This window comes from Campylobacter concisus, assembly GCF_015679985.1.
GTDB lineage: Bacteria > Campylobacterota > Campylobacteria > Campylobacterales > Campylobacteraceae > Campylobacter_A > Campylobacter_A concisus_AC.
This window is the reverse complement of the sequence record NZ_CP049239.1, coordinates 406806-432529: the sequence shown is the minus strand read 5'-3', so window position 1 is coordinate 432529 and position 25724 is coordinate 406806. Positions and strand designations below refer to the sequence as shown.

Genomic DNA, 25724 nt, shown 5'->3' with positions numbered 1-25724 from the left:
TAAAATTTAGTTTCTATTGGGAGAGGCTTTGGCTTCTTTACTATCTGGATAACCGACTTTTAAAGCCTTATAAAATCTATTTGCACTTTGCGTGTCACCTATCTTATCAAAGCTTATAGCTGTGTGATATAGAAGTTTTAGTGTATAGTCAGCCTTATCTTCGTTCTGTATGCTTTTTTTATAGTATTGTATAGCTGTACTGTATGATTTTTGACTGTAAGCAACTTCACCTAAATAATAATTTGTTGCACCAGTTTTATAGCCTTTTTTATTTAAATATTCAAAATATTCAGCTGCTTCTGTACTATTGCCAGAATTTAGAAGTTTAATGCCATCAGCCAAAATATCTTTATCGCTTTTTCCACTAAAATTTGAAGTTGGCTTACTTTGTTGTTTTGGATTTGCATTTTGCTTTGGTTGGGCAGCATTTTTATCCATTATTGCACCTAATTTATTTAAGGCAGCAGTAATATTTTTGTAGTTTTTGTCTTGTATATCTCTAGTTTCATCAACATAAGCCTTCAATGATGTCAAACTTACACCAGAATCACTTATGCCACCATTTACCTTCGTCTCTATATCATTTATTCTTTGCTCAAGCTTATTCATTCTAGCACTCATGCTCTCAAACAAGCTTTGCAAACCTTGAAGTTGTTCTAAAACACTATTCATATTCTCTTCAATATTTTGAACACTTCGCTTATTATTTAGGGTAACTTTTTCATTGTCGGTTAGACCATATGGATTCGCACTATCCATATTGCCTGCATCAAAAGCTGAAATCTCTTGGCCGGAGGTAATAGAAATAGTGGCTCCAATCAGAGCCACTATAATTGATTTTTTGTTCATTATTATTTAATTATAAATTATGGAAGTACTTTGAAATCTGCACGTCTATTTTGAGCATCGCAAGCTTTTGTTTTATCTGTGCAAACTGGATTGCTTTCACCAAAGCTAACTACAGCGATTCTATCAGCACTAACGCCATTTCTTACAAGAGCATCTTTAGCGCTTTTAGCACGTTTTAAACCAAGGGCATAGTTATACTCATCTGTACCCCACTCATCGCAGTTACCTTCTACTTTTATAGAAAGAGCTTGAGCGTCAGCTTGGTTAAATACTGATGCATTTGAGCTAACAACGCCTTGTTGATCAGCTTTGATATTAAATTTATCAAAGTCAAAGTATACACTTTTAACTTGACTCTCGATGTTAGCAATAAGAGCTGCTAATCTATCAGCATCGCTCATGCTACCTGAATTGTCTGCAGATTGATTTGAATTTGAATTCATATCAACTTCAGGGTTTTTTGAGCTACAACCGCTCAACAATAAAGTTGCAACTGCAACACTTGCTAGAACTACTTTTTTCATTCCTTATCCTTTTTTAGAAATTTGGTCGAATTATATCACAAAAATTTTAAATTTTATCAGAATCTTACCAATCTATAGATTGAATTTTTCCTACTTTTAAAGGAAACTGAAAACTTCTGTTTTCATTTAGCCTAACAACCCCTAGTGAACTTTGACCACCAAGCTCTTTTATAAAGACGACACTTTGCCCATCGCTTGAGAATCTTGGATAGTTATTTTTGCCATTTGCTGTAAGCTGGCGTATAAAATCCGTTTGAGTTGAAATTAGATATATATTAAAACTACCGCTTGCTTCCCTGCTTGAATAAACAACATAATTTTCAAATGTACTTACAGAGTTATTATTTTTACCATGAAATACCATTTGTTCAACGCTTCCGCCAGAAATCGCAGGAGTTGCAAAAACGTTGGGATAACCAAGCCTATCTGATACAAAAACTATCTTACTATCATTATCTACAAAATTTCCATTTACATCTATACCTGGATAATTGGTAATCTGCGTCAAACTTTTACTATTTGTATTATAGATAAAAATATCTGGCTGATCTTTTGGTGCCATGGTTAATAAAATTTTACTTCCATCTTTACTAACATCTGAGGCTATAAGCATGCCAATGCTATCAATTATCTTTGTTTTTGTGCCAGAATTTAGATCATATCTAAATAAAGTTGGCTTATTATTTATGTAAGATGTATAATAAAATTTACTTTGATCGGCTCCAGCCCATTTTGGGAAAATGTTTAGACCGCCACTTACTATGGTCTTTTGATATGTAAGTGTATAATCAGCAACTATGATAGAGCTTTGGCGAGCTGAAGTATATTTTGAAAGAATAATAAATTTTTCCATCCAGCCAACTGGTGGTAAATTTAGTTCATTAGTAAGCTCAACTATACTTTTATGCGCCAAAAACGGATACTTTGCGCCATCTGGCATAGTATAAACCTTCTCATATCTTGTAGTTGCTGTTTTAGCGTTTATCAGTTTTACTCTTAAAGTAAGAGGCGAGCCCATAGAGCCTTCAAGTGCATATCTAAAGATAAGCTCAACACCTTTGTCGCTCATTGTATTTGTAGCTGCTGTTCCCTCGTAGGTTGAAGGCACGTGATCTTCGATAACCTCAAAGTCTGAGCTAACTTTCAAGTCACCTAGCATGATCTTAAAGAATTTATCTTTAAAGCCTGCATCACTAACAGCTGTAGTTGCATCTTGCAAAGCTATCTTTGGCAAAGCAACACCTTGGTTTATAACAGATATCGTCGCATCAGCAGCATAAAGCCCTAGAGCAACGCAAAAAAAAAGAAAAATTTTCTTCATCTCTACTCCGTAAATTTATAAATTTTAGTTTATTTTATCTTCTAAATTTAAATTAAAAGTAGTACTTTTGTCTGGATTAAATGGAAATTTCTCTGCAGTAAGCTTTTCCAGGCACTCTCTAACCTTTGCATTAAACTCTTCATTATATGATAGCTCTAAAATTTCATAGCTAAAATTTCCACTTTGATCTATCATAACCTTTACTTTGGCAAGATTTGCAGAGTCAGCTTTATAGCTTTGCCATCTTCTTTGAATTTGCTTTGTTATGGCTCCCATCAATGGATCATAAGTGCCGGTCATTTGTGACTTTGGAGCTGTTGGGTTTTGATCTATCTTTAGGCTCTTGATGATGTCGCTAGCCTCTTTTGCAGCTTTTGAGCTAGAAGCCTCGCTTTTTTTGCGACTTTGCACTTTATTCTCAGCCTTTTTTATGCCATCATCTTTTTTAAGCTTAGTCGAATCTATGTCGCTAAAGAGATCTTTTATATTTGGCTCTTTTGGTTTTGGCTTTTCAACTGGCTTTGGCGTAGGTTTAGGCTCAGGTTTTGGCTCTGGCTTAACATCTTCTTTAGGCTCTTCACTTGGTTTTAAAATTTCTGGTTTTGGTTCTGGTTTTTTAGGCTCAGGTTTTGGTTCCTCTTTTGGAGGAATTGGTAAGCTTGGGGTAGGCAATGGCTCATCTGGTATAACAGGCTTATTTGTAGTCTCTTGCTTATCTTCTTCTGACTCCTTTTTTGGTTCAGGCTTTGTCTCTTTAACTACTTCATCTGCTTGTTTTGGAGCTTTAATGGTTTGATCGACTTCTCTATCAACCATAACCACATCCATAATAGCATCTTTATCATCGGTATATTTTTTAGGAGGTTCTGCAAAAAAAGTAAGCTTTATAAACAAAACAAGTATAATAATAACGTAAATACAAGATGCTACAAGAAATGAACTAAGCGTTGGAAATTTAACTTTATTTGACATTTTAACCGTTTGTCTCTAAAGCTACTTTATTAAAACCAGCACCTTTCAAAGTCTTTAATACAAACATAACATCATCGTATTTTAAATTTTTATCAGCTTTTATATAGATAGGCGAGGTTTTATCGTATTTTGTACTCATTAATGCGATATTATCAGGAAACTCAGCAAGGCTCATAGTACTCTGATCAACTCTAACTTGTCCTTGCGAATTTATAGATACTATAAGGTCTTTTTGCTTAGATGTTGAAGTTTTTGCCTTTGAACCATCCGGAAGAGTAATATCCTCTTGATATGTTATGGTTGGCATAGTAACCATTAAAATGGCTAGTAAAACAAGCATAATATCAACAAGAGGAGTTATATTTAGCTCTGGTGTCTCATCGGTAAATTTAGCAGCCATTTATAGTATCTCATCATCTTTTTTAAGTGCTATCATTACATCAGCCTGACGCTCAATAACACTCATTAATTCATAAGCTTTTCTTTTTATGAGTAAGTTAAATGTATATGCTGGGATCGCAACAAAAATTCCACAACCAGTTGCAACAAGTGCTTCTGAAATAGCTGGAGCGATAATACCAAGTGATGAACCTCCACCATTTCCAAGTTGTGAAAATGTCTCTAAAATAGAAACAACGGTTCCAAAAAGACCGATAAAAGGCGAAGTAGATGCTATTACGCTTAGCCATGTCAGCCCACTTGTAGCATTTTTCTCGGCTATGCTTATACATACATTTAGCTTTTCTCTTGAGATTCTTCCATTTGCACATTTTCTCAAAGACGAATCATTTGGAATATTTTTAGCACCCATAAGCAGTGCTTCAAGTGCATTTTGCTCACGTTTTTGCCAAGCTCCAATACCAGCCATTCTTGAAAAAAGAATTGTGAAACTAACTATAAAATATATTGACAGCCAAGTTAAAACAATAATTGTAATAAAACTGCTTCTTTGAATGTAATTTAAAAATAAATCTATACCGCCCACTTATCTAGTTCTCACTACATTTTCCATTTTAGATATAGTTGCTGCAAAAGCATTTGTATCACTACTCATGCTCTCTATCAAATTTCTAGCAGCTTCCAATGAATTTGCAAGCTCGCTTTCACTATCACCAGAGACGTAAACCGCACCGTCAGCAAGTATTACTACCTTACCTTCGTCAATCTTTGCATAGCCCCAGTTAATCGCAACAACATCATGTTTTTTATTTTTATGTTCTATATCTATAATACCTGCTTTTAAAAGAGATATTAATGAGGCATGGTTTGGTAAAACACCAAACTCACCCTCGCTACCTGGAAGCACTACACTGCTCACGTCATCATTAAATATCTGACCTTGAGGAGTTACGATCTCTAAATGTAATTTATCCATTACGCTTCCTTTTTAAATTTAAGCCTTAAGTTTCTCAGCTTTAGCTAAAGCCTCATCTATATTTCCAACCATATAAAATGCTGCTTCTGGTAAGTGATCATATTTACCCTCTAAAATTCCCTTAAAGCCAGCTATATTTTCGTCAAGACTTACATATTTACCAGGGCTACCTGTAAATACTTCAGCAACAAAGAATGGCTGAGATAAAAATCTCTCGATCTTTCTTGCTCTATCAACTGTTAACTTATCTTCTTCGCTAAGCTCGTCCATACCAAGGATAGCGATGATATCTTGAAGATCTTTATATTTTTGGAGAACAGCTTGAACGCCGCGAGCTACCTTATAGTGATCTGCTCCTAAAATTTGAGGATCGAGCATTCTTGAAGTAGAATCAAGCGGATCAACAGCTGGATAGATACCTTTCTCTGCGATCGATCTGTTAAGAACTGTCGTAGCATCAAGGTGAGCAAAAACAGTAGCAGGAGCTGGATCCGTAAGGTCGTCCGCAGGAACGTAAACAGCTTGAACAGATGTGATTGAACCTTTTTTAGTTGATGTGATTCTCTCTTGGAATTTACCCATCTCACTTGCAAGAGTTGGCTGATAACCAACAGCTGATGGGATACGTCCAAGTAGAGCTGACATTTCTGCACCTGATTGAGAGAAACGGAAGATGTTATCGATAAACATCAAAACGTCAAGTCCCATCTCATCACGGAAGTACTCAGCCATTGTAAGACCAGTTAGTGCGATACGGTTTCTTGCTCCTGGTGGCTCATTCATTTGACCATAGCACAAGGCAACTTTATCCAAAACATTACTTTCTTTCATTTCATGATAAAGGTCGTTTCCTTCACGAGTTCTCTCACCAACGCCTGCAAATACAGAGTAACCGCTGTGTTTAAACGCAACGTTGTGGATAAGCTCCATAATAATAACCGTTTTACCAACTCCAGCACCACCAAATAGGCCTACTTTACCACCCTTTGCGTAAGGAGCTAGAAGGTCAACTACCTTGATACCAGTTTCAAAAATTTCACTTTTCGTACTTTGCTCTTCAAATGGAGGAGGATCGCGGTGGATAGACCAATGCTTATCAAAATTTATACCCTCGCCCTCGTCGATCAAATCACCAACTACGTTAAAAATTCTACCTAGAACTTTTTCACCAACTGGCACACTAATAGGTGCACCAAGTGCTTTAGCCTCTAAGCCACGAGTCAAGCCCTCACTCATATCCATAGCGATCGTTCTGACTCTATTATCGCCTAGGTGAGCAGCAACTTCTAATATTAGTTTATGTTTCTTGCCCTCAACCTCAAAGAAAACTTCGATAGCTTCATTGATCTTTGGCAAGTAGTCATTAAAGTCAACATCGACCACAGGGCCCATAACTTGACTAATAACACCCTTCATTCATACTCCTTTTATTTCATTGATTCAACACCACTGATGATCTCGATAAGCTCAGTGGTAATAGACTCTTGTCTTGCTTTATTGTAAGCAAGATTTAACTGTTTAACGCGTTGTTTAGCATTGTTTGTTGCATTATCCATAGCTTGCATTCTAGCACTGTGCTCAGCCGCCAAAGAGTCAACTAAAGCATAATACATACTATACTCAAAATATTTATTGAGCAATTCATCCATGATCTTAGTATAATTGTCTTCTGGTTCAAATTCCATCAAAGAATTTGTCTCAACAGCAACTATCTTAGACGGCTCAATAGGCACAATATCATTTACCCTAATCTCTTGAGAAATCATATTTTTATAACCATTGTGTATTAGCACGACTTTATCAGTTATGCCATTTGTAAAGTCATCGATGGCATCTTTTATGATTTTTTGAGCTTTTTCATATGTAGGAGAAGAGCTAGCTCCGACGTAAGTTTCAAGTAGCTCAACGCCTTGAAAATTGAAAAATTCTATACCTTTTTTACCAACAGCTCTTAGTCTGACCTTGATCTTTTTGGCTTTTAGCTCATCAATCATGCGCCTAACTGTCTTTATAGTTTGGACATTAAAGCCACCGCAAAGCCCTTTATCAGCGGTAACAAATATAATATCAACCTTTTCTACACTCTTTGTTGTGTTAAAAAATTTACTCTCAGTTATAACTGAAGCATATTGATTGATCTTATAAGCTATCTCTGATAAAACCTCATTGATCTTAAGAGCGTAAACTCTAGAGTAGCGAGCAGCCTCTTCGGCTTTGCGAAGCTTTGCTGTTGAGACAAGCTTCATCGCATGCGTCGTCTTTTGAGTGTTCTGGACGCTCTTGATCTTTCGTTTTATATCTTTTAAATTTGACATATCTTAGCCCTAGTTAGCGGCAAAAGTCGCTTTAAAATCTTTCAACGCTTTATGTAAAATTTCTTCTACTTCTTTATCAAGAACCTTTTTAGTTCTGATTTGCTCAAAAATTTCAGGGTATTTCGCCTCAATATATGGATATAACTCGGCTTCAAATTTTGTTACATTTGTAGTTGCAACATCATCCAAATAACCCTTAGCGCCAGCAAATATAATAACTACTTGATTCTCGACTGGAAGTGGAGAATATGGAGGTTGCTTTAGTACTTCAACCATCTTTTGACCGCGCTCTAGTTGTTTTCTTGAGCTCTCGTCAAGATCGCTTGCAAATTGAGCAAACGCTTGTAGTTCACGGTATTGAGCAAGGTCTAGTCTTAGTGTACCAGAAACTTGTTTAATAGCTTTTATTTGAGCTGCACCACCGACACGAGAAACAGAAAGACCAACGTTGATCGCTGGGCGGATACCTGAGTTAAATAGGTCACTCTCAAGGAAAATTTGACCATCTGTAATAGAAATAACGTTTGTTGGGATATAAGCTGAAACATCGCCTGCTTGAGTTTCGATTATAGGTAGAGCTGTTAAAGATCCAGCACCTAATGCGTCATTTAGTTTACTTGCTCTTTCAAGAAGTCTTGAGTGAAGGTAAAAAACGTCGCCTGGGTAAGCTTCACGGCCTGGTGGTCTTCTTAAGATCAAAGACATCTCGCGGTAAGCAACCGCGTGTTTTGACAAGTCATCATAGATGATTAACGCGTGGCGAGAGTTATCTCTAAAGTATTCACCCATTGTTACACCAGCATAAGGAGCAAGGTATTGAAGAGCAGCTGCATCACTAGCGCCAGCGTTTACAACTATCGTATAGTCCATAGCTCCATACTCTTCAAGCTTTTTAACGACTTGAGCAACGGTTGATTGTTTTTGACCGATAGCTACATAGATACAAATAACATCTTGACCTTTTTGGTTGATGATAGTATCGATAGCAACTGTTGTTTTACCAGTTTGGCGGTCGCCAATTATTAGTTCTCTTTGACCTCTACCGATTGGCACAAGTGCGTCGATAGCTTTGATACCTGTTTGAAGTGGCTCATGAACGCTTTTTCTTGCCATGATACCTTTTGCTTTTTCTTCGACAAAGCGAGATTCAGTAGCGTCAATTGGGCCTTTTGCGTCGATTGGCTCACCTAGTGAATTTACAACACGACCAATTAATGCGTCACCAACTGGAACGCGTAGAAGTTTTTTAAGCCTTTTTACAGAGCTTCCTTCTGTGATACCGCTAGTTTTTCCAAGGATAACTATACCAACACTACTCTCTTCAAGGTTAAGAGCCATACCTTTTTCGCCGCTTTCAAACTCAACCATCTCACCAGCCATAACGTTTTTCAAACCATAAACGTTAGCAACGCCATCAGCGACTGAGATGACTTTACCGGTCTCTTCTACATCAACACTTAAATCAAAATTTTCAATACGCTCTTTGATTATCGTGCTAATTTCGTCAGCTTTAATTTTTGCACTCACGCTTTCACTCCTTTTTAAATTGCTTTTAATATATATTCACTCATTTGACTTTTTAGTCTGTCGATAGAGAAATTTACCTCAACACCTAAATCATCTAACTCAACTTTTACACCGTTGTATTCGCTCTTTGAGCCATTAAGCTTGATCTTAGAGTCAAATTTCTTAGAGAAATTCTCTTCCAAAGCTTTCAGCTGCTCAGCGCTTAGGTCAAAATTTCCAATAACCTCGCCACGATATGTATTTTCAAGCAAAGATTGCTCTATCTTCATCTCGTTTAAGATCGCTGGGATAAGCTCCAGTCTTTTATTTGCGCCAAGAAGCTTAATAAAATTTGCAAATTTGACATCTTGACTTTTAACCAAAGATAGTACAAAATTAACCTTTTGTGAAGCCTTTAAAGTAGGCAAACTTATAATGCTTTTAAATTTATTGCTAGCAAAAGCAGCAGCTAGCTCTGATAAATTTTCAACAAATGCATTAAGTTCATTGGATTTTACATCGCTTAAGATCGCTTTTACGTATTTTTTAGCTACTACTTCATTCATTAGCTAACCTTTTTAAGTATAATATTTACAAGCTCTTTTTGATCGACTTTTAGGCTATCGCTTGAGAAAATGTCGCTCAAAATTTCATTTACAACGCCTTTTGTCATCTTGCGCTCTTCAAATTCTTTTTGCTCTTTATAGCTCTTTTGAAGATTTGCTATATCATTTTGAGCGTCGCTTTTAACCTTAGCAGCTAAATTTAAAGCCTCTTTTTTAGCAGTTTCAATTAGGGAATTTGCATTTTGTTTAGCTTCCTCAACACGTTTTAGAGCATCATCTTTTTTGGCTTTAGAATCGCGTAGCTTCTCTTGGATACTTTCAAGCTTATTTGCGATCCTGTCAATTCTGCTTTGATAAAGAGCTTTTAGTGGCTTAGCTGCAAAATATACCAAAATAGCAAAGAAAAGTAAGAAGTTTAGCGTTCTCTCGACTATGTCGTAGTTTGTTCCACCATGCTCGCTAGCGTATGCTAAAAATGGAAGTGCTAGAAAAAATAAAATTTTTATCTTCATAAAATTCCTTTAAATTTTAGAGAGCTTGGCATTTAAAGCCGCTCTAAGTTCAGGTAGTTTAGCTGATAGATCTGCTTTTAAGTTATCTTTCTGGGAGCTTAGAGCATTTAAAAATTCATTGTAATCAGCCTCTAAACTAGTTTTTACAGCATTTACTTCTTTTAAAGACTCTTCTTTTGCCAAATTTAAGGCTTCTTGCCTTATTTTATTGGCCTCAGTCCTTGCGTTTAATATAATCTCTTCAATCTCTTTTTCATGAACACTTAGATCACTTGCATTTTTACTAGTACTCTCTTCATCATTTTTTATAGAGGCATTTCTGTCATCTATGAATTTGAGCATTGGCTTATAAAGCAAGGAATTCAAAATAGCGATCAATACCAAGAAAACGACAGCCGTTAAAAGCATCAATGGCACATCTATTTCTAACATCCACTCTCCTTATTTTATCATTAAGTTTTATTTAATATTCAAATTAAAGTCTGATTTTACAATAAATTACTAAAAATAAAAATAAATTTGTAATTCTATTTTAGCCTAGCCATAAATTCTTCCACCTGTGAAATATTATTAAATTCTAAAACTAGATTGCTAGATTTTACTTTTGCTTTTATCTTTAAATTTTTAAAAACTTCTTGTAAATTTGATAGTTTTTTACTCATTTCCTCAGAAATTTTTGGCTTTTTGTCTTTTATCTCTTCCTTATTTTTTATCTTTTTTACTAAAATTTCTGTGTCTCTAACGCTTAGCTTTTGACCGATGATCGTATCAACAACCATCTTTTCTTCTTCAGTACTAAGTCCTACTATAACTTTAGCGTGACCTTGCGTTAGCTTATCTTCTTGTAGAAGTTTTTGCGTGTAGTCGCTAAGAAGTAAAAGCCTCATAGTATTTGTTATCTGAGTTCTACTCTTATGGATGATGTTTGCTAGGCCATCTTGTGTGATCTTATACTCATTTATGAGCTCTTTATACGACTTTGCAAGTTCGATTGGATTTAAATTTTCACGTTGAATATTTTCGATAAGCGCAAGCTCTCTTAAATTTTGAGACTTGATATCAGCGATGATCGCCTTTATCTTGTTTGCTCCGAGCATCTTTGTGGCGCGGTATCTTCGCTCACCGGCTATTAGCATATAGCCATCATCTTTTTTAATGACAATTATTGGCTGGATCAGTCCGTGCCTTTTGATGCTGGCACTTAGCTCTTTTAAAGCCTCTTCGTCAAAATGTGTTCTTGGCTGGTATGGGTTTGGCAAAATTTCATCTATATTTATCTCTTCGACTATCTCAGAGTCATTTAAATTTGCGATCTCTTTACTGTAGGCTTGCTCTACATCTTCAAGTATCGCGCTAAGTCCTCGCCCTAATCCACCTTTTTTCGCCATTTTTTTCCTTAATTTTTAGTTTAAAATACAATATGCCAAATTTTGATATGCAATTGAGCCTGGTGATTTTATATCATAAAGTATGACCGGCTTACCAAAACTTGGGCTTTCAGCAAGTTTCACATTTCTTGGAACGACCACAAATTCATCCTTGCTGTCCTTACTTTTAAAGAGCTTATTTTCAAAATGCTGCTTTAAATTTGCAATTGTCTCTTTTGAGAGATTGTTTTGCGAGCTAAACATAGTTGGCAAAAAGCCCTTTATATTTAACTTTGGATTTATCGTTTTTTTGATGATCTTTACAGTGTTTAGGATCTGTGCTAAGCCCTCAAGTGCGTAAAATTCACATTGAATCGGGATGATAACACTATCACTTGCACTAAGAGCATTTATCGTAATGCTACCAAGTGCTGGAGGACTATCGATGATGATAAAATCATAGTCGTTTACAACTTCTGAAATTTTATTTTTAAGGATTAGTTTATAGTCCTTATTTTGATCATTAAATTCTTGCTCGATGCCGACAAGTCCGATGTTTGATGGAGCTAAAAAAAGTGTTGGGATCTCAGTTTTTAACACGATTTGCGATAGCTTTTTTCTATCTGTTAATACGTGATAGATATTAAACTCATAGTCACTTCTACTAAAGCCAAGTCCGGTTGTCGCATTTGCCTGTGGATCGATGTCTATCAATAATACTTTTTTCTCAGCAACCGCCAGTGATGCGGCTAAATTTACGGCTGTTGTGGTCTTGCCAACGCCGCCTTTTTGATTAGCTATTGTTATTATCTCGCTCATCTTAAAGAATATACCTTTTCCCCATTTAGTAAGATTGCTCCATCATCGCAAATTTCAGCATCCTGAAGCGAAACAGCTCTATTTGCAATATGCGTAATAAAACTTTTTGACTTGCAAAAGTCTATCCTAAATTTGCTAAAAATTGGCTTCCATAAAATCTTTTTATCAAGCATGCTAACAAAGCCCCAAACTAGCTCATCTACGCTAGTTTTGATATCTAAAATGCCCGAATTTTCAGGCGCACTCGTTAAATTTATCCCCATACCGCAAATGTAAATTTCATCCACTTTATTTGTCAAAGTGCCACCTATTTTGCGATCATCCACGTAAAAATCATTTGGCCATTTTAGCCAACACTTTGAGCCAAGCTCGCTCAAGACTTCACGCATCAGCATAGAAAAATATATCGAGATCGAGGGCGGAGGTATATCGCTTGGCAGCTCATCTTCGCTTATGCAAAATGACATAAACAAATTTCCGCCAAGCCCCTCCCAGCTGTTGCCACGGCTGCCGACCCCTTTGGTTTGATTATACGCCACGACCATATGCTGGGGCTTTATCTCGCCGTTTTTTAGGGCGTCTATCAAAAATTCCTGTGTCGAAGGCAGACTTTGAAAAAACTCTACTTTCAAATCACACCTTAAATTTATAGAAGTGATTTACCGGATTTTGTCCACCGCCGATGATGACCGCGTTTTTGATAGCGTTAAAAATATAATCATGCGCGTTTTTCACGCTCTCTTTTAGACTATGTCTATTTGCTAAATTTGAAGCTATAGCGCTTGATAGCGAGCAGCCTGAGCCGTGAGTAGCAGTCGTTTTTATGCGCTCGTCGCTAAAAATTTCATATTCACTGCCATCATAAAATACATCAAGCGACTTGCCATTAAGTTCGCCACATTTTAGATAGACGCTTTTTGTACCAAATTTCAAAAGCTCCTTGCAAGCCTCTTTTAGCTCGCTCTCGCCCTTTAGCTCACGCTTTAAAATTTCGCGTGCTTCAAAGATATTTGGCGTGATCACGCTCGCAAGCGGAAAAAGCTCCTCCACGATCGCGTCTTTTGCAGCGCCCTCTAGCCAGATGTCACCATTTTTACAGCTCATAACAGGGTCAAGCACGACTGGCGGTAAATTTTTGATCTCTCTTAGCGTTTTTGCGACGCTTTTGATGATCTCAACGCTTGGAACAACGCCTATTTTTATCACATCAACTCTTATATCATCAAATATCGCTTTGATCTGATCCTCGATGAGCTTTGGCTCAACTAACTGCATGCCAAAGATGCCCTTTGTATTTTGAGCAGTGACCGCTGTGATCGCTCCCATCGCATATACGCCGTGCGCTATAAAGACCTTTATATCAGCTAAAACTCCGGCTCCACCGCTTGGATCAACCCCTGCTATACTTAGTGCATTTTTCATAACCGCTCCTTTAAATTTATTTTAACTCATCGCCAACGCTAAGGCGCTTACCATTTATATATGCTTTTGCGTTTGTTGGCTTTTTGCTTGGCTCTTGAAGCTCGTAAATTTTGACCGCCCCACCCTTGCAAGCAACAACGACGTGGTCCTTCTCTACGCTTAAAATTTCTCCGCTTTTGCCACTTTTGTCGCTTAGTTCAAGTGATAAAATTTTTAGTCCACTTGCTAGATAAATCCCTGGCCAAGGTGTGAGCGCACGAAATTTATTATAAATTTGCCCCGCCTCTTCATCAAAGCTAAAAAGCCCGTCGATTTTACTTATCTTTTTACAGTGCGTAGCCTGCGCGTCGTCTTGCTTTTGTGGTTTTAAATTTTCAAAATTCTTAAGCACTTTTACGATTAGCTCGCCGCCAAGCTCGCCTAGCTCGCTAAAAAGCTCGCTTGACATCTTGCTCTCACAAGGTGTGTAGATGAAGTCCAGCATATCACCAGTGTCAAGGCCAGCGTCCATTAGCATAGCTGTGACGCCAGTTTGTTTCTCTCCTGATAGGATCGCGCTTTGTATAGGGCTCGCACCTCTATATTTTGGCAAGATTGAAGCGTGCAAATTTATACAAGTTGCCACGTCCAAAACACTTTGGGGCAAAATTTTGCCATAAGCTGCTACCACGATAAATTTAGGCTCAAATGCCTTTAGTTCGGCAATAACTGCCTCATCTTTTAGTGTCTTTGGAGTAAGGACAGGCACGCCTGCTAGCTCGTTTTGCGCGTAAATTTTTACCTCACTTGGGGTTAAAATTTGCTTTCTGCCAACTGGCTTATCAGGCTGGGTAAAGACCGCTTTTATATTAAAGCCAGCTTCTTTTAGGTGCCTGAGTATCCTAACAGCATAATCAGGCGTCCCCATAAAAACTACATTCATCACTTTCCTTTAAATTTCAACGACTTTTATTTTGATCTGCGTTTTTGCTGCTTGGTGGCCAAGAGGCGCATGGATCTTCTTGCCAGTCAATCTTTTGAAATATCAAACTTCCTAGCTCATTAATGCTAACTTTGCCACTACGATCAAGATCCAGCCTCTTAAATTCCTCACTAGTGCATAGATCTGGTGCTATTTTTAGTCCTGGTGGCACCTTGCAAGCCGTCCACTCATCTAAATTTAGCATGCCGTCACGATCTATGTCATTGTAATCCAAAAACATATATGCCGGATCCGCTGGATCACAGCTATATGCGCTAAAGTAAAATAGCATAATGCAAAAAAATTTCTTCATTTTACACTCTCAAATTTCTAAGTTCAAAGTGCCAAAAGGTCGCAACTCAAAGTTCCTTTTTTAGCAGCTCAAGCAGTGCAAATTTAAGCTCGTCAATGTTCTCATTTGTCGCTGATGAGATCGGCAAAATGAAATATGGCTTTGAATAATCAAAGCTGAGTAAATCTTGTTTGTAGATAAATTTACCATTTTGCTCTGGTTTTAGCTTTAAAAATTTCATAAATTCTTTTATATTTTCATCTAAATTTTCTGCCGCATCGACTCTGGTGATAGCGATAGCATAGTCCCTGCTAGCAAGCACGCTTGAAAATTTAGCGACCTCCTCTTTTAACACACTAAACTGCTCGCTCATACCTCTATAATTTGCTCCGTCTATCATAAAAAGTAAAATTTTATTTCGCTCGATATGTTTTAGAAATTTAACGCCTAAACCGCGTCCATCGCTCGCTCCCTCGATGATACCAGGGATGTCAGCCATGACAAAGCCACTAAACTCATCGACCTCAACAAGGCCAAGCTTTGGCGTAAGCGTTGTAAATTCGTAGTTTGCTATCTGTGGTTTGGCGTTTGATACTGTTGAAATAAGAGTTGATTTACCAACATTTGGAAAGCCAACAAGGCCCACGTCAGCAATGAGCTTTAGTTCAAGCCTTACTTCAATACTCTCTTCAGGCATACCTTTTTGTGCGTATTCTGGAGCTTGGTTGATAGAGCTTTTAAAGTGAAAATTTCCGAGTCCGCCTTTACCGCCCTTTAAAAATAGCGTCTTTTGACCCTCACTAACTATATCACAGAGTAGTTCATTTGTCTGTGCGTCATAAACAGCTGTGCCAGGAGGGACTATGAGTTCTAAATTTTCGCCCTTTTTGCCAGTCATTCGCTTGCCCATGCCAGCTTCACCATTGCCAGCCTTCATGGCTCTTTTACCCTTATAGTTTGCTAAAGTATGGGTATTGTTGTCACAAACAAAATAAACATCTCCGCCATCTCCGCCATCTCCGCCATCAGGACCACCTAAAATGACGTGTTTTTCACGGCGAAAACTCACAGCTCCAGCTCCACCATGCCCCGAACTTAGAGTCAATTTTGCACTATCTATAAACATTTTTTACCTTAAATTTATCTATTTTTTATTTTTAAATTTGGGCTGGATTATATCTTTTAAATAATTAAAATTTGTTTTTTAATAAATCTCATCAATGTGAAAGCTGCTTTTATGATAGAATTAGTCCAAAACCAATTCAAGGAATAAAATTTTGCAAATTCTGCTTTACAATGTAACAACTGCATTAAAAATAGGTGGTGTTGAGACTTTTTATTATTCTGTGGCTAAAGAGCTTGTGCAAGACCATAAAGTCACTATTTGTACTGGACAAGGTAAATTTGTACCAGCCTTTTTAAAAGAAAGCAATATTGATCTAAAAATGTTTGACTTTTATCCAAGAGAGAAGGTTTTAAAACTAGGCAATAGATTTAGGAAATTTGTTGAGAGAGTTAGTTTTTATTTTAATGCTAGAAAATTTTTAGAGTCTGAGAAATTTGATATTTTAGTTGTGCATAAACCATTTGATTTTTTTGTAGCATACCTACTTAAAAAACATGATAAAAATTTAAAGACTATATTTGTAAGTGGTGGAGAGGATTTTTATTTTTTTGATCGCTTTTTTGTTAAATTTATTGATAAGATCATTAGTGTGAGTGACGCAAATGCAGACATTTTACGAAAAAGATATGACAGAGAGATAAAAGTGGTTTATAACGGTGTAGATAAAGAGAAGTTTTATCCAGATGCATCACTAAAAGAAAAAATAAGAGAAAAATTTGACGTAAAGAGTGATGAAATTTTGATAGGAAGCGTTGGTAGAGTAGTTGGCTGGAAAGGCTTTGGCATGATGGTGAAAAATATAGATAAGATCAAAAACGCTAAATTTATGCTTGTTGGCGATGGTGAAAATTTACAAAGTCTAAGAGAGCTAGCAACCAAACTTAATGTAAGCCAAAAGGTTATTTTTATCGGTGCTATCAGGCATGATGAGTTAAATCAGTATTATAACGCCTGCGACATCTATCTACAGCCAAGCATTGGTCATGAGGCTTTTGGCATAACCGTAATTGAAGCCTTGTCTGCCAATAAACCTTGTGTAGTTAGCATAAATGGTGGCATGAAAGAAATAATAAAAGATGGAGTAAATGGGTATAAATTTAAAATTTCTGATGAAAGCGACATGATAGAAAAGATAAATTTAACGCTAGAAAATATAGAAAATTTAAGACCAAGAGAGAGCATAAAAGACATGTACGAGTGGTCAAAATTTGCACAGGAACTGGTTGAATTATGAAAAAAGTAGCTTATGTAAGTAATTTTTATGCCATACCCCCACTCAAGGGTGCTGCTGTTCAGACTTGGACAAATGAAGTAGCAAAGAGGCTCTGGTTTTATGAACCTCACACTATTTGCATAGATGATGAGTTTTTACCTTTAAAAGAATATAGGGATGGTGTTTATCATCATAGGATTCGCCTTTCAAAAATTTATAAAAGAATTTTTCAAAAAATATTAGGATGGGACGTCTACTCTTATAATGATAGAGTTTTCAATGAGATAAAAAAAATAAATCCTGATATTGTGCATTTTCAAAACTATCATAATGGTGTAGAGAAGTTAGCAAAAAAGATAAAAACTTGGAATAAAGATATAAAAGTGATCCTTCACCTGCATAATTTTTATGATTTTAAAAATAAAAATTTTGATAAGCTTGATGCCGTTATAACTTGTAGTGATTTTCTTATGAAGAATTTTGAAGGTCTACCAAATGCAAAAATTTATAAAGTTATAAAAAATGGTGTAGATATAGATAAATTTAAAAAAATAAATTTTAAAAAAGATAAAAAAATTATTATTGGTTTTGTGGGAAGAATAGTTAGCCAAAAAAATGTTGAATACATGATTGAACTAGCAAGAGAATTTAAAAATTTATCTGAGTACAATTTTAAAATAATAGGTGAAATAATTAAAAGAAAAGATAATTATGAATACTACAAAAGTCTTGTTAAAAAGATAAAAGAATACAATCTAAACAATATAGAATTTCTTGACAATATCTCACCAGATAAAGTTCACGCCGCATATAATGACTTTGACTTTACAATCATCCCTTTAAATGACAAAGAGTCGTTTTGCATGGTTGGCATAGAGGCCATGAGCTGTGAGAGTTTTGTTATAGCAAGAGCAGGTGGTGGTAGTAAAGAGTATATGCTGGATGGTGAAAATTGTAAGCTTTTTGAGTTTGAGAATTTTGCTAAAAATATAAAGGAGTATATTTTAAATTTAAAGGATTCGGACAAATTAAAAATTATTACAAATGCTAGAAAAATTTGTGAAGAGAATTTTTCCTGGGATAAAATTACTAATGATGTACAAACAATTTATAAAGAAGTTTTAAATGATAATTCAAAATAAGCCAAAATTAATAATATTTTTAAAAAGAGCTATTTTATTTTTTTTATCTCTTTTTTTGATAGGTCAATATAACGAACATATTACTGCTGTGAAGAATTTAGGTATATATTTGGCTCTATTTTCAACTATGATTCTTTTTATTATTAACACTAAAAATACATTAGAAAATATAAAAAATAATATAAAGAATAATAAAACTATATTGCTGCTTTTTATTTTACTAAATTTATATGTTTTTGGAATATCAATTTTTCCTTATGACACTACCCAGAATGCATTTTTTTCAGCATTTGGTGAATTTAAACGAGCTTTTGTATTTATTTTTGTTATTTTTCTTTGGCATGATGGTAGTTATAAAAATTCAAAATGGTTGTTTTTTGCCATGGTTATAGCTTTAAGTTTAGACAATTTACATTTTTTTATAAAAGGAATAGAAGAAGGAACGCTTTTAAATTTAAGAAATACAAAAAATCAATTGATTCAACCTATCGATAGATTTTATTCGAGTTTTTTTGATAATTTATTCATTTTTTCTTTGATATCACTATTTTATATAAAAAGTAATTTTTATAAATTTTTTATTACTATTTTTAATATCATCATTGGCTTAATTTTTATTTTGCTTACAGGAGCAAGAGGCTCATGGCTTGCACTTGCTTTGAGCTTAGTAGCAATGTTGATTTTAACATCTAAGAAAGAAAAAATTGATCTTTTTAATAAAAAATTTATAATAATTTGCTTAATTTTACTTGCTGCCTCTGCTTGCGTCTACTATAACTCCACGCTTTTGCAGTTAAAAGTTGCGCAAGGATTTTATACTTCTGGTAGAGTAGATATTTTAACAAAAAGATTACCGCTTCTTTTTAGCTCTGATAGAGCTTATATAGGCATAGGTTTTGGTGGTAAGCAATATACTAAATTTTTAAATGATAAAAATATTAACAATGACGACCTTGGTCCAACTGGTATAGGTGCTGACGGAACCAAGTACCCACATCATGACGAGCCAGTATTTATTGGTCAGTATTATCATTACGGTGTAGTAGGTACTGCTTTTTTTGTTGCGCTTGTTTTTTATATGCTTTTTGTTGCCTTTAAAAGGTATTTGTCAAACAACAAATTTTATATAGCAATATTTGGAAGCATACTTTGCACTTATATATTTAGGGGACTATTTGAGACCATATACTTTACTCATCTTTATGTAATGCTTGGTCTTTTTATAGTGTTTTGTGCAAAGACAAGGAGTGATTTATGAAACTATTTTACATATATCCAGAACAAATTCCGCAAGGTAATGCAAGAGAGATAGCAATTCTAAATACATTTTTTGAGATTAGTAATATCTATGATGCTAAGTTAGTCTTACCACAGACTCCTTTAAATTTAAATGAGGTAAATGAGAAATTTGCTTTAAAGTTAAAAGCTAATGACATATTGTTTGTAAGAAAAAAAATTTTATTTTTAAAAAGTAATAAAATCTTTAACTTTTTTCTAAAAAAAATAATAAATAATAACTCAAATAAAGATGCAATATTTTACACAAGACATTTAAAGATAGCTAAATTTTTACTAGAAAATAAAATATCAAATCAAAAGGTTGTATTTGAAGCGCATGAGTGCTTTACCTTGGGCAACAAAGCACTTTATAATATGGAAAAAGAGATACTAAAAAATGCTGATTTTATCTTTTCGCACAATATCAGCACATTAAATGAACTTAGAAAATTTTTTGACTTACAAATAACAAATTCGGCAGTTGTTTATAATGGCTGCAAACAAGATTATGATTTTAAGAAGAAAGATTTTGATTTTTCAAGTATAAACTATTATGGCTCATTCTTGTTATGGAAAGGCCTTGATTTGATGCTGGATTTTGCTTTAAAAACTAGGATAAAACTCGAGCTGTATGGTAAGAATAGTGGAAATAGTTTTATAAATTTAAAAAATACTCTTAAAGAAAGAAAGATCGAAGATCTAGTATGCTTTGAAGGGGTGTTGCCTCAAAATGAGGTTGTAAAAAGCCTCATTGAAAACAATACAATTTTGATAATACCTAGTGTAAAAAGTGCTTATTCTCTTTATAGTACTCCACTAAAGCTTTTTGAGTATATGGCAAACTCAAACGTTGTCTTAGCTCCAAATTTTCCGCCAGTTGCTGAAATAGTAAAAGATGGCGAAAATGGTTTCTTGTACGAAGCAGGAGATGAAAAAAGTTTAGAAGAAAAATTTAACTATATAAAGACATTAAGTAATGATGAGCTAAATAAAATTTCAAAAAATGCTTATGAAAGCATAAGTGAAAATACTTGGAAAAATAGAGCTAGAAAAATAATCAAAGAATTAGAAAAGATAAATTAAATTTTTGAGTGGATTTAAAAGAAAAAGGGGCTTTCGCCCCAAGGATTACGCAGCAGGATAAACTGAAACTTTTTTTCTATTTTTATCTAGTCTTTCGAATTTAACGAAACCGTCGATTAGCGCGAAAATCGTGTGATCTTTGCCTAGACCGACGTTGCTGCCCGCGTGAGTAGCGGTACCGCGCTGGCGGATGATGATGTTGCCCGCGCGAACAAATTCGCCGCCGAATTTTTTAACGCCTAAGCGTCGTCCGATGGAATCTCGGTTATTCTGAGTTGAGCCTTGACCTTTTTTGTGTGCCATTTCTTATCTCCTTAAGCTGCGATACTTACGACTTTTACGCGCGTAAACTGTCTTCTAAAACCGCGTTTTAGTTTTGAGTCTTTGCGTCTGCGTTTTTTGTAAATAACGACTTTTTTATCCTTGCCCTCGTTTACGACTTCAAGAACGACTTTCGCACCCTTTACGAACGGCGCGCCTACCTTTACTTCACCGTCGTTTACGCACAAAACGTCCGTAATCTCGACTGATGATTTTGCTTCAGCACTGAAGTGGTCAAGCTTAAGATACTCGCCTTCGCTAACGCGATACTGCTTGCCGCCGTGCTTAAATATAGCGTATTTTGACATACTCTACCTTTCTAAATTTGGTAAGACCAAAAAGCGCTTTTGGATTTCAAAAGACTTGGGGAACTTTGTTGGTTGTAAGAGACGGATAATACCCAAAAATTTATAAATTTAAGTTGAATGAGGCGGAAATTTATCCGCCTTTTTGTTTAGCTTAGTAGTCAAGTTCCGGTTTTGGGGTCTTTTCGGTAGATGCAGGGAATGACGGATATTCAACTTTAGGCATTTTGCCTGTTAGCGAATTTAAAAACGTCACGATATCGGCGGCTTCTTTATCGTTTATCTCGATACCTAGCTGTACGCTACCCATCATTTTGACGGCATCTTTTAGCGACCAAACCGCACCGTTGTGGAAATACGGAGCCGTTAGCTCGATATTGCGTAGCGTAGGTGCTTTTACTAGGCCGTTTGCATCGCCTTTAAAGTCGCCTAAATTTGCAAATTCGTATTTGCCCGCAACCTCAAACGGCTGTAAAGTACCGCCCAAATTTATGCCGTTATGGCATGTAGCGCAACCTTTATCGATGAAGGTTTTTAGGCCTTTTTTCTCAGCGCCGTTTAGCGCAGCCTCGTCGCCTTCTAAAAACTTATCGAATCTAGACGGAGTTACGAGCGTTCTTTCAAAGATACCTATGGCCGTCGTTACAAGCTCAAAGCTCACGTCGCTATTAAACGCAGCCTTAAACTCGCTCACATACGCAGGGATCGATTTTAGCCTTTGCTCGACGAGCTCCGGAGTAGAAGCCATCTCCGGCATCGCAGTCATCGGGCCGGCAGCCTGAGCGGCTAGGTGGGCGGCGCGTCCGTCCCAAAACTGCACCGAGTTAAATACCGAATTGTAAACCGTCGGGGCATTTACGTGATGAGGGTTTGGAGTCCATTTGTGGCCGGTAGATGCGGGTACGCCGTCTGCTCCGCCTAGGCCTAAGTTGTGACAGGTGTTACAGCTAATAATGCCAGATTTTGATAATCTCGGATCAAAATAAAGCCTCTTACCAAGCTCATATGCAGCCATAGTGGTTGGATATTTCTCAGCATCCGGAGAAGCTTCGTTTATCGCTTTGGTTAGCGCCTTTGGATCGCTAGGGATAGCGACTAGACCCGCATCTAGCGCGTCTTGGATCAAATTTTGAGCGTTTAGCGCCGTCGCTAACGCAACCAAACCCAACAAAACTGACTTAATTTTCATTAAATGCTCCTTTAAAAATAGAGTTAGATCATAATTATAATGTTTTATAGTTAAATATAAATAAATTTTATTATTTATTAGAAATTATTTTTAAGTAGTTTTAGTTATTCAAGATAAGATATATCTTATTTATTTTTATTGAATAGTATTAATTATTAGTCTACTTTGTATAAGATTTACTATAGCTTGACTACATAAGAAATACTTCAATTTAACCTCGCTTTAGATATAATCGCCAAAATTTAACCAAACTCAGGATAATAATGGCAGGCGAAGATCAGGAAAAAACCGAAGAAGCGACCCCCAAAAAGATAGAAGATGCCAAAAAGGACGGCAACGTTCCCAAAAGTCAGGACCTAGCTGGGTTCGTGACCCTAGTTATTGCTATTGGCGTACTACTTGCAATTCTAAATTTTATGAAAGAACAGATCATCTCACTTTATATCTACTACTCAAAATTTATCGGTCAGCCACTGACCTTACCGACAGTGAAACTAATCGTCGTAAATACCTTTGCAAGGTCGCTTCTTATGATACTTCCAGTTTGTATCTGTGTGGCGATCGCTGGTGTCATCGCAAATGTAATGCAGTTTGGATTTATCTTTACCACAAAGCCTATAATGCCAAATTTTGGCAAGATAAATCCACTAAAGGGACTAAAAAATTTATTCTCGATGAAAAAAGTGATAGATAGCATCAAAATCGTGCTAAAAGTTAGCATCGTCTTTGGAGTTGGATTTTATTTTTTCTTGCAGTTTATAAAGGAGCTACCACACACGATCTTTTTCTCTATGTTTGATCAGCTTGCTTGGCTAAAAGAAAAGCTCATCATTCTTGTTAGTGTCATGCTTTTTATACTTTTCGTGATCGGACTTATCGACCTTCTTATTGTGCGTTTTCAATATTTTAAAGACCTTCGTATGAGCAAGCAAGAGATAAAAGATGAGTATAAGCAAATGGAAGGAGATCCTCAGGTAAAAGGCAGAATTCGTCAAGCGCAAATGCGTGCAGCCAAGCGTCGAATGATGCAAAATATCCCACAAGCTGACGTAGTCATCACAAACCCTACTCACTATGCAGTGGCGATAAGATATGATAAAAGTCGCGACGAGGCGCCGATAATACTTGCCAAAGGTGTTGATTTTTTAGCACTACAAATCAAAAAAATAGCCGTTGAAAATGGTGTGCAAATTTATGAAAACCCACCACTCGCAAGAGAGCTTTATAAAATTTGTGAAGTCGATGATACGATACCAGCACATCTTTTTAGAGCCGTGGCCGAAGTGCTAAGCTTCGTTTATATGAGCAATAAACAAAAATTTAAAGATAAGCTTTGATAAATTCTGCTCTTGCTACTAGAAATTACTAGTAGCAAGAGAATTTATCTATTATAGATATCCAAAAGCAGTTGCAAAAATATAGCCAAATATACAAGAGGATATAACGCCAATAAGACCCGGAATGATAAAGCTGTGATTGATAACAAATTTACCAATATGTGTCGTACCGCTTCTATCAAACTGAATAGCCGCAAGGTCGCTTGGATATGTTGGTAGGATGTAGTATCCGTAGCAAGCTGGCGCAAAGGCTAGAATGATAGCAGGATTAACATCGATATTTAATGCTAATGGCACAAATGCAACCAAGGCTGCAGCTTGAGAATTTACAAATTTTGAGATAATCAAAAGCATAACCGCATAAGTCCAAGGGTGCTCTTTTACGATGCTTCCTAGCGCCTCTTTCATCATCGGAGTGTGCACTGCAAACATAGTCTCAGCCATCCAAGAGATACCAAAAACTGCAACAAGAGCGATCATACCTGATCTAAATATCTCGTTTTTACCGATCTTGCTAGCATCTGTTGGTGTAAAGATTAAAATGATAGCGCCAGTTAAAAGCATGAAAATTTGGATAACATGAACCATACTTAGGCTTTTTGAAGATGCTTGTTTGTTACTTATATTGATGTAAGCACCTTGAAATTCTTCTTTTGCACCTTTTTCATTTATATATGTTACTGCGCCATCAGCTGTGCGAGTAAGAGTTTGATTTGCATCTTTGCCGATGATTTTGACTGATTGAGCTTTTTGATTGGCATTTAGCTTATCGTTTGCTACTTTTAGCTCAGCCGCCTCTGTTTGGATGCTAGCATCTTTTATTTTTAAAGTTTTTAAGACTTTTTGTTCAGTTGGAAGGTTAGCTATTACTTGAACGACTGTTGCGTCTTTGTAAGTAGTCCAGCTTGGGCGAAGATCTTTAAAATATCCAAGAAGTGCAACTACAAGAATAGAGCCTAAAAATATCCACATCGCAGCCCATTGATAGCCAGGAAGCTTTTTGCCTAAAAGCGTCGCACTATCACCATAAACATATTTTTTAAACTCAGGATCTTGAAGCTTTGCTTGAAATACCTCGTCTTTGTCAAGATCTTTGCCTCTAAACCAGCTAAAAATTCCTACTGCTAAAACGCCACAAAATGTTGATGGAATCGTAATCTTTAAAAGATCTAAATACCCATCAAAGCCAGCTAGGTGAGTTTTAGCATTAATAAGAAAGCTTGTAAGAGTTACAACAGCAACTGAAACTGGACTTGCTATGATGCCCATTTGTGAAGCTATTGAGCTTGCTGCCATTGGTCGCTCTGGGCGGATACCATTTTTGATAGCGATATCATAAACGATAGGAAGCACAGTATAAACAACGTGTCCAGTACCGCATAAAATAGTAAGCGTACATGTTACAAATGGAGCCAAGATACTTACATATTTTGGATTTTTTCTAAGTATAGTTTCTGCTATTTGGAGCATAACATCAAGACCACCACTAGCTTGAAGCGTAGCACTTGCCACAACAACAGCGAGGATAGTTAACATAACATCAATTGCTGGCTTACCAGGCTCGATATTAAATCCAAAAACAAGAACTATAAGACCGATACCGCCTAGCATACCAAGTGCGATACCGCCTTTTTTAGCTCCGTAGAACAAACAGATAAGGACAATGAGAAGCTGGATAGCAAACTGCATGCCTTCACCTAAATTCATGAGAAAATCCATGAAACCTCCTAAGTTAATATAAATTTAATCAAGATTATATCTCTTATGGATTTAGATTAAACTTATATTTTAAGGATGATTTGATACAAATATAACATTTTGATTAATAAGGCTTATTTAGGATAAAATTTATAAGGTTATCTCTTACAAATTTTTTATTTGATCTTGAAATTTTTATTTGTCTTAGAATATATAAAATGAAAATAGCAT

General features: G+C 36.0%; 29 protein-coding genes. 5 read left to right on the top strand and 24 right to left on the bottom strand.

From position 1 onward, the window contains the following. Nucleotides 1-6: 6 nt before the first annotated feature. The 20 genes from G5B98_RS02195 to obgE form a co-directional block, all read right to left on the bottom strand. Entirely contained in the window at nt 7-849 is an 843-nt protein-coding gene (locus G5B98_RS02195; protein ID WP_196087055.1) for a tetratricopeptide repeat protein, read from the bottom strand. Between the two features lie 17 nt (nt 850-866). Continuing rightward, the gene (locus G5B98_RS02190; protein ID WP_021090913.1) at nt 867-1373 is read right to left on the bottom strand and encodes an OmpA family protein; all 507 of its coding nucleotides are present in this window, start codon (nt 1371-1373) and stop codon (nt 867-869) included. A 64-nt stretch (nt 1374-1437) separates the two neighbouring features. Further along, complete coding sequence (gene tolB, locus G5B98_RS02185) at nt 1438-2694, bottom strand: Tol-Pal system protein TolB (RefSeq protein ID WP_196087054.1); 1257 nt, start codon at nt 2692-2694, stop codon at nt 1438-1440. Between the two features lie 24 nt (nt 2695-2718). Then, nucleotides 2719-3666, bottom strand: a complete 948-nt coding sequence (locus G5B98_RS02180; RefSeq protein WP_196087053.1) for a TonB C-terminal domain-containing protein — start codon at nt 3664-3666, stop codon at nt 2719-2721. Between the two features lies 1 nt (nt 3667). Beyond that, a complete protein-coding gene (locus G5B98_RS02175) occupies nt 3668-4066 on the bottom strand; it encodes a biopolymer transporter ExbD (protein WP_085657715.1) in 399 nt (132 codons plus the stop codon). Next, entirely contained in the window at nt 4067-4651 is a 585-nt protein-coding gene (locus G5B98_RS02170; protein WP_051288435.1) for a MotA/TolQ/ExbB proton channel family protein, read from the bottom strand. Then, nucleotides 4652-5041, bottom strand: a complete 390-nt coding sequence (atpC, locus tag G5B98_RS02165; RefSeq protein ID WP_021090667.1) for an ATP synthase F1 subunit epsilon — start codon at nt 5039-5041, stop codon at nt 4652-4654. Nucleotides 5042-5059: 18 nt separating this feature from the next. Further along, on the bottom strand, nt 5060-6457 hold the full coding sequence (gene atpD / locus G5B98_RS02160) for a F0F1 ATP synthase subunit beta (protein ID WP_002939420.1): 1398 nt from the start codon (nt 6455-6457) through the stop codon (nt 5060-5062). Between the two features lie 11 nt (nt 6458-6468). Beyond that, a complete protein-coding gene (gene atpG, locus G5B98_RS02155) occupies nt 6469-7356 on the bottom strand; it encodes an ATP synthase F1 subunit gamma (RefSeq protein WP_196087052.1) in 888 nt (295 codons plus the stop codon). A 9-nt stretch (nt 7357-7365) separates the two neighbouring features. Continuing rightward, the gene (atpA, locus tag G5B98_RS02150; RefSeq protein WP_107686703.1) at nt 7366-8883 is read right to left on the bottom strand and encodes a F0F1 ATP synthase subunit alpha; all 1518 of its coding nucleotides are present in this window, start codon (nt 8881-8883) and stop codon (nt 7366-7368) included. Between the two features lie 14 nt (nt 8884-8897). Next, the gene (locus G5B98_RS02145; RefSeq protein WP_196087051.1) at nt 8898-9428 is read right to left on the bottom strand and encodes a F0F1 ATP synthase subunit delta; all 531 of its coding nucleotides are present in this window, start codon (nt 9426-9428) and stop codon (nt 8898-8900) included. Beyond that, nucleotides 9428-9940, bottom strand: a complete 513-nt coding sequence (locus G5B98_RS02140; RefSeq protein ID WP_084108819.1) for a F0F1 ATP synthase subunit B — start codon at nt 9938-9940, stop codon at nt 9428-9430. Before G5B98_RS02140 ends, G5B98_RS02145 begins: the two co-directional genes overlap by 1 nt. A 9-nt stretch (nt 9941-9949) precedes the next feature. After that, a complete protein-coding gene (locus G5B98_RS02135) occupies nt 9950-10372 on the bottom strand; it encodes a FoF1 ATP synthase subunit B' (protein ID WP_021091014.1) in 423 nt (140 codons plus the stop codon). Between the two features lie 95 nt (nt 10373-10467). Then, nucleotides 10468-11328: a ParB/RepB/Spo0J family partition protein gene (locus G5B98_RS02130; RefSeq protein ID WP_103618922.1), complete on the bottom strand. Its 861-nt coding sequence runs from the start codon at nt 11326-11328 to the stop codon at nt 10468-10470. 15 nt (nt 11329-11343) lie between these two features. Continuing rightward, nucleotides 11344-12126, bottom strand: coding sequence for a ParA family protein (locus tag G5B98_RS02125; RefSeq protein ID WP_103580395.1), 783 nt, complete (start codon nt 12124-12126; stop codon nt 11344-11346). Next, on the bottom strand, nt 12123-12758 hold the full coding sequence (locus tag G5B98_RS02120; RefSeq protein ID WP_196087050.1) for a biotin--[acetyl-CoA-carboxylase] ligase: 636 nt from the start codon (nt 12756-12758) through the stop codon (nt 12123-12125). Before G5B98_RS02120 ends, G5B98_RS02125 begins: the two co-directional genes overlap by 4 nt. Nucleotide 12759: 1 nt before the next feature. Further along, nucleotides 12760-13548 (bottom strand): bifunctional hydroxymethylpyrimidine kinase/phosphomethylpyrimidine kinase, encoded by a 789-nt coding sequence (gene thiD, locus G5B98_RS02115; RefSeq protein WP_196087049.1) that lies wholly within the window; start codon nt 13546-13548, stop codon nt 12760-12762. Between the two features lie 16 nt (nt 13549-13564). Beyond that, a complete protein-coding gene (gene fmt / locus G5B98_RS02110; RefSeq protein WP_196087048.1) occupies nt 13565-14470 on the bottom strand; it encodes a methionyl-tRNA formyltransferase in 906 nt (301 codons plus the stop codon). Between the two features lie 16 nt (nt 14471-14486). After that, nucleotides 14487-14822, bottom strand: coding sequence for a hypothetical protein (locus tag G5B98_RS02105; protein WP_196087047.1), 336 nt, complete (start codon nt 14820-14822; stop codon nt 14487-14489). A 46-nt stretch (nt 14823-14868) separates the two neighbouring features. After that, nucleotides 14869-15927, bottom strand: a complete 1059-nt coding sequence (gene obgE / locus G5B98_RS02100) for a GTPase ObgE (protein WP_196087046.1) — start codon at nt 15925-15927, stop codon at nt 14869-14871. 151 nt (nt 15928-16078) lie between these two features. Between obgE and G5B98_RS02095 the strand changes: the two genes are divergently transcribed. From G5B98_RS02095 to G5B98_RS02080, 4 genes are read left to right on the top strand one after another with little or no spacing between them, the layout of a single operon-like run. Next, a complete protein-coding gene (locus G5B98_RS02095; RefSeq protein ID WP_196087045.1) occupies nt 16079-17161 on the top strand; it encodes a glycosyltransferase family 4 protein in 1083 nt (360 codons plus the stop codon). Then, nucleotides 17158-18282: a glycosyltransferase gene (locus G5B98_RS02090; RefSeq protein ID WP_196087044.1), complete on the top strand. Its 1125-nt coding sequence runs from the start codon at nt 17158-17160 to the stop codon at nt 18280-18282. Before G5B98_RS02095 ends, G5B98_RS02090 begins: the two co-directional genes overlap by 4 nt. After that, nucleotides 18266-19540, top strand: a complete 1275-nt coding sequence (locus tag G5B98_RS02085; RefSeq protein ID WP_196087043.1) for a hypothetical protein — start codon at nt 18266-18268, stop codon at nt 19538-19540. Before G5B98_RS02090 ends, G5B98_RS02085 begins: the two co-directional genes overlap by 17 nt. Further along, the gene (locus G5B98_RS02080; RefSeq protein WP_196087042.1) at nt 19537-20643 is read left to right on the top strand and encodes a glycosyltransferase; all 1107 of its coding nucleotides are present in this window, start codon (nt 19537-19539) and stop codon (nt 20641-20643) included. Before G5B98_RS02085 ends, G5B98_RS02080 begins: the two co-directional genes overlap by 4 nt. Before the next feature lie 45 nt (nt 20644-20688). Here G5B98_RS02080 and rpmA read toward each other — a convergent pair whose 3' ends face one another. The 3 genes from rpmA to G5B98_RS02065 form a co-directional block, all read right to left on the bottom strand. Beyond that, nucleotides 20689-20946 carry a 50S ribosomal protein L27 gene (gene rpmA / locus G5B98_RS02075; protein ID WP_002943616.1) on the bottom strand — a complete coding sequence of 86 codons (258 nt, stop codon included), beginning with the start codon at nt 20944-20946 and terminating at the stop codon, nt 20689-20691. Nucleotides 20947-20957: 11 nt separating this feature from the next. Next, nucleotides 20958-21272, bottom strand: a complete 315-nt coding sequence (gene rplU / locus G5B98_RS02070) for a 50S ribosomal protein L21 (RefSeq protein ID WP_002947447.1) — start codon at nt 21270-21272, stop codon at nt 20958-20960. Between the two features lie 151 nt (nt 21273-21423). Further along, nucleotides 21424-22458 (bottom strand): cytochrome-c peroxidase, encoded by a 1035-nt coding sequence (locus G5B98_RS02065; protein WP_196087041.1) that lies wholly within the window; start codon nt 22456-22458, stop codon nt 21424-21426. 263 nt (nt 22459-22721) lie between these two features. Between G5B98_RS02065 and flhB the strand changes: the two genes are divergently transcribed. Next, nucleotides 22722-23795: a flagellar biosynthesis protein FlhB gene (gene flhB / locus G5B98_RS02060; RefSeq protein ID WP_196087040.1), complete on the top strand. Its 1074-nt coding sequence runs from the start codon at nt 22722-22724 to the stop codon at nt 23793-23795. Nucleotides 23796-23846: 51 nt separating this feature from the next. Here flhB and G5B98_RS02055 read toward each other — a convergent pair whose 3' ends face one another. Next, on the bottom strand, nt 23847-25514 hold the full coding sequence (locus G5B98_RS02055; protein WP_196087039.1) for an anaerobic C4-dicarboxylate transporter: 1668 nt from the start codon (nt 25512-25514) through the stop codon (nt 23847-23849). Nucleotides 25515-25724 lie beyond the last annotated feature (210 nt).

What these genes read in the sequence shown, in the direction of transcription:
- G5B98_RS02195 (WP_196087055.1), bottom strand. Translation starts at nt 849, where the DNA reads ATGAACAAAAAATCAATTATAGTGGCTCTGATTGGAGCCACTATTTCT.
- G5B98_RS02190 (WP_021090913.1), bottom strand. Translation starts at nt 1,373, where the DNA reads ATGAAAAAAGTAGTTCTAGCAAGTGTTGCAGTTGCAACTTTATTGTTG.
- tolB (WP_196087054.1), bottom strand. Translation starts at nt 2,694, where the DNA reads ATGAAGAAAATTTTTCTTTTTTTTTGCGTTGCTCTAGGGCTTTATGCT.
- G5B98_RS02180 (WP_196087053.1), bottom strand. Translation starts at nt 3,666, where the DNA reads ATGTCAAATAAAGTTAAATTTCCAACGCTTAGTTCATTTCTTGTAGCA.
- G5B98_RS02175 (WP_085657715.1), bottom strand. Translation starts at nt 4,066, where the DNA reads ATGGCTGCTAAATTTACCGATGAGACACCAGAGCTAAATATAACTCCT.
- atpC (WP_021090667.1), bottom strand. Translation starts at nt 5,041, where the DNA reads ATGGATAAATTACATTTAGAGATCGTAACTCCTCAAGGTCAGATATTT.
- atpD (WP_002939420.1), bottom strand. Translation starts at nt 6,457, where the DNA reads ATGAAGGGTGTTATTAGTCAAGTTATGGGCCCTGTGGTCGATGTTGAC.
- atpG (WP_196087052.1), bottom strand. Translation starts at nt 7,356, where the DNA reads ATGTCAAATTTAAAAGATATAAAACGAAAGATCAAGAGCGTCCAGAAC.
- G5B98_RS02145 (WP_196087051.1), bottom strand. Translation starts at nt 9,428, where the DNA reads ATGAATGAAGTAGTAGCTAAAAAATACGTAAAAGCGATCTTAAGCGAT.
- G5B98_RS02140 (WP_084108819.1), bottom strand. Translation starts at nt 9,940, where the DNA reads ATGAAGATAAAAATTTTATTTTTTCTAGCACTTCCATTTTTAGCATAC.
- G5B98_RS02135 (WP_021091014.1), bottom strand. Translation starts at nt 10,372, where the DNA reads ATGTTAGAAATAGATGTGCCATTGATGCTTTTAACGGCTGTCGTTTTC.
- G5B98_RS02130 (WP_103618922.1), bottom strand. Translation starts at nt 11,328, where the DNA reads ATGGCGAAAAAAGGTGGATTAGGGCGAGGACTTAGCGCGATACTTGAA.
- G5B98_RS02125 (WP_103580395.1), bottom strand. Translation starts at nt 12,126, where the DNA reads ATGAGCGAGATAATAACAATAGCTAATCAAAAAGGCGGCGTTGGCAAG.
- thiD (WP_196087049.1), bottom strand. Translation starts at nt 13,548, where the DNA reads ATGAAAAATGCACTAAGTATAGCAGGGGTTGATCCAAGCGGTGGAGCC.
- fmt (WP_196087048.1), bottom strand. Translation starts at nt 14,470, where the DNA reads ATGAATGTAGTTTTTATGGGGACGCCTGATTATGCTGTTAGGATACTC.
- G5B98_RS02105 (WP_196087047.1), bottom strand. Translation starts at nt 14,822, where the DNA reads ATGAAGAAATTTTTTTGCATTATGCTATTTTACTTTAGCGCATATAGC.
- obgE (WP_196087046.1), bottom strand. Translation starts at nt 15,927, where the DNA reads ATGTTTATAGATAGTGCAAAATTGACTCTAAGTTCGGGGCATGGTGGA.
- G5B98_RS02090 (WP_196087044.1), top strand. Translation starts at nt 17,158, where the DNA reads ATGAAAAAAGTAGCTTATGTAAGTAATTTTTATGCCATACCCCCACTC.
- G5B98_RS02085 (WP_196087043.1), top strand. Translation starts at nt 18,266, where the DNA reads ATGATAATTCAAAATAAGCCAAAATTAATAATATTTTTAAAAAGAGCT.
- G5B98_RS02080 (WP_196087042.1), top strand. Translation starts at nt 19,537, where the DNA reads ATGAAACTATTTTACATATATCCAGAACAAATTCCGCAAGGTAATGCA.
- rpmA (WP_002943616.1), bottom strand. Translation starts at nt 20,946, where the DNA reads ATGGCACACAAAAAAGGTCAAGGCTCAACTCAGAATAACCGAGATTCC.
- rplU (WP_002947447.1), bottom strand. Translation starts at nt 21,272, where the DNA reads ATGTCAAAATACGCTATATTTAAGCACGGCGGCAAGCAGTATCGCGTT.
- G5B98_RS02065 (WP_196087041.1), bottom strand. Translation starts at nt 22,458, where the DNA reads ATGAAAATTAAGTCAGTTTTGTTGGGTTTGGTTGCGTTAGCGACGGCG.
- flhB (WP_196087040.1), top strand. Translation starts at nt 22,722, where the DNA reads ATGGCAGGCGAAGATCAGGAAAAAACCGAAGAAGCGACCCCCAAAAAG.
- G5B98_RS02055 (WP_196087039.1), bottom strand. Translation starts at nt 25,514, where the DNA reads ATGGATTTTCTCATGAATTTAGGTGAAGGCATGCAGTTTGCTATCCAG.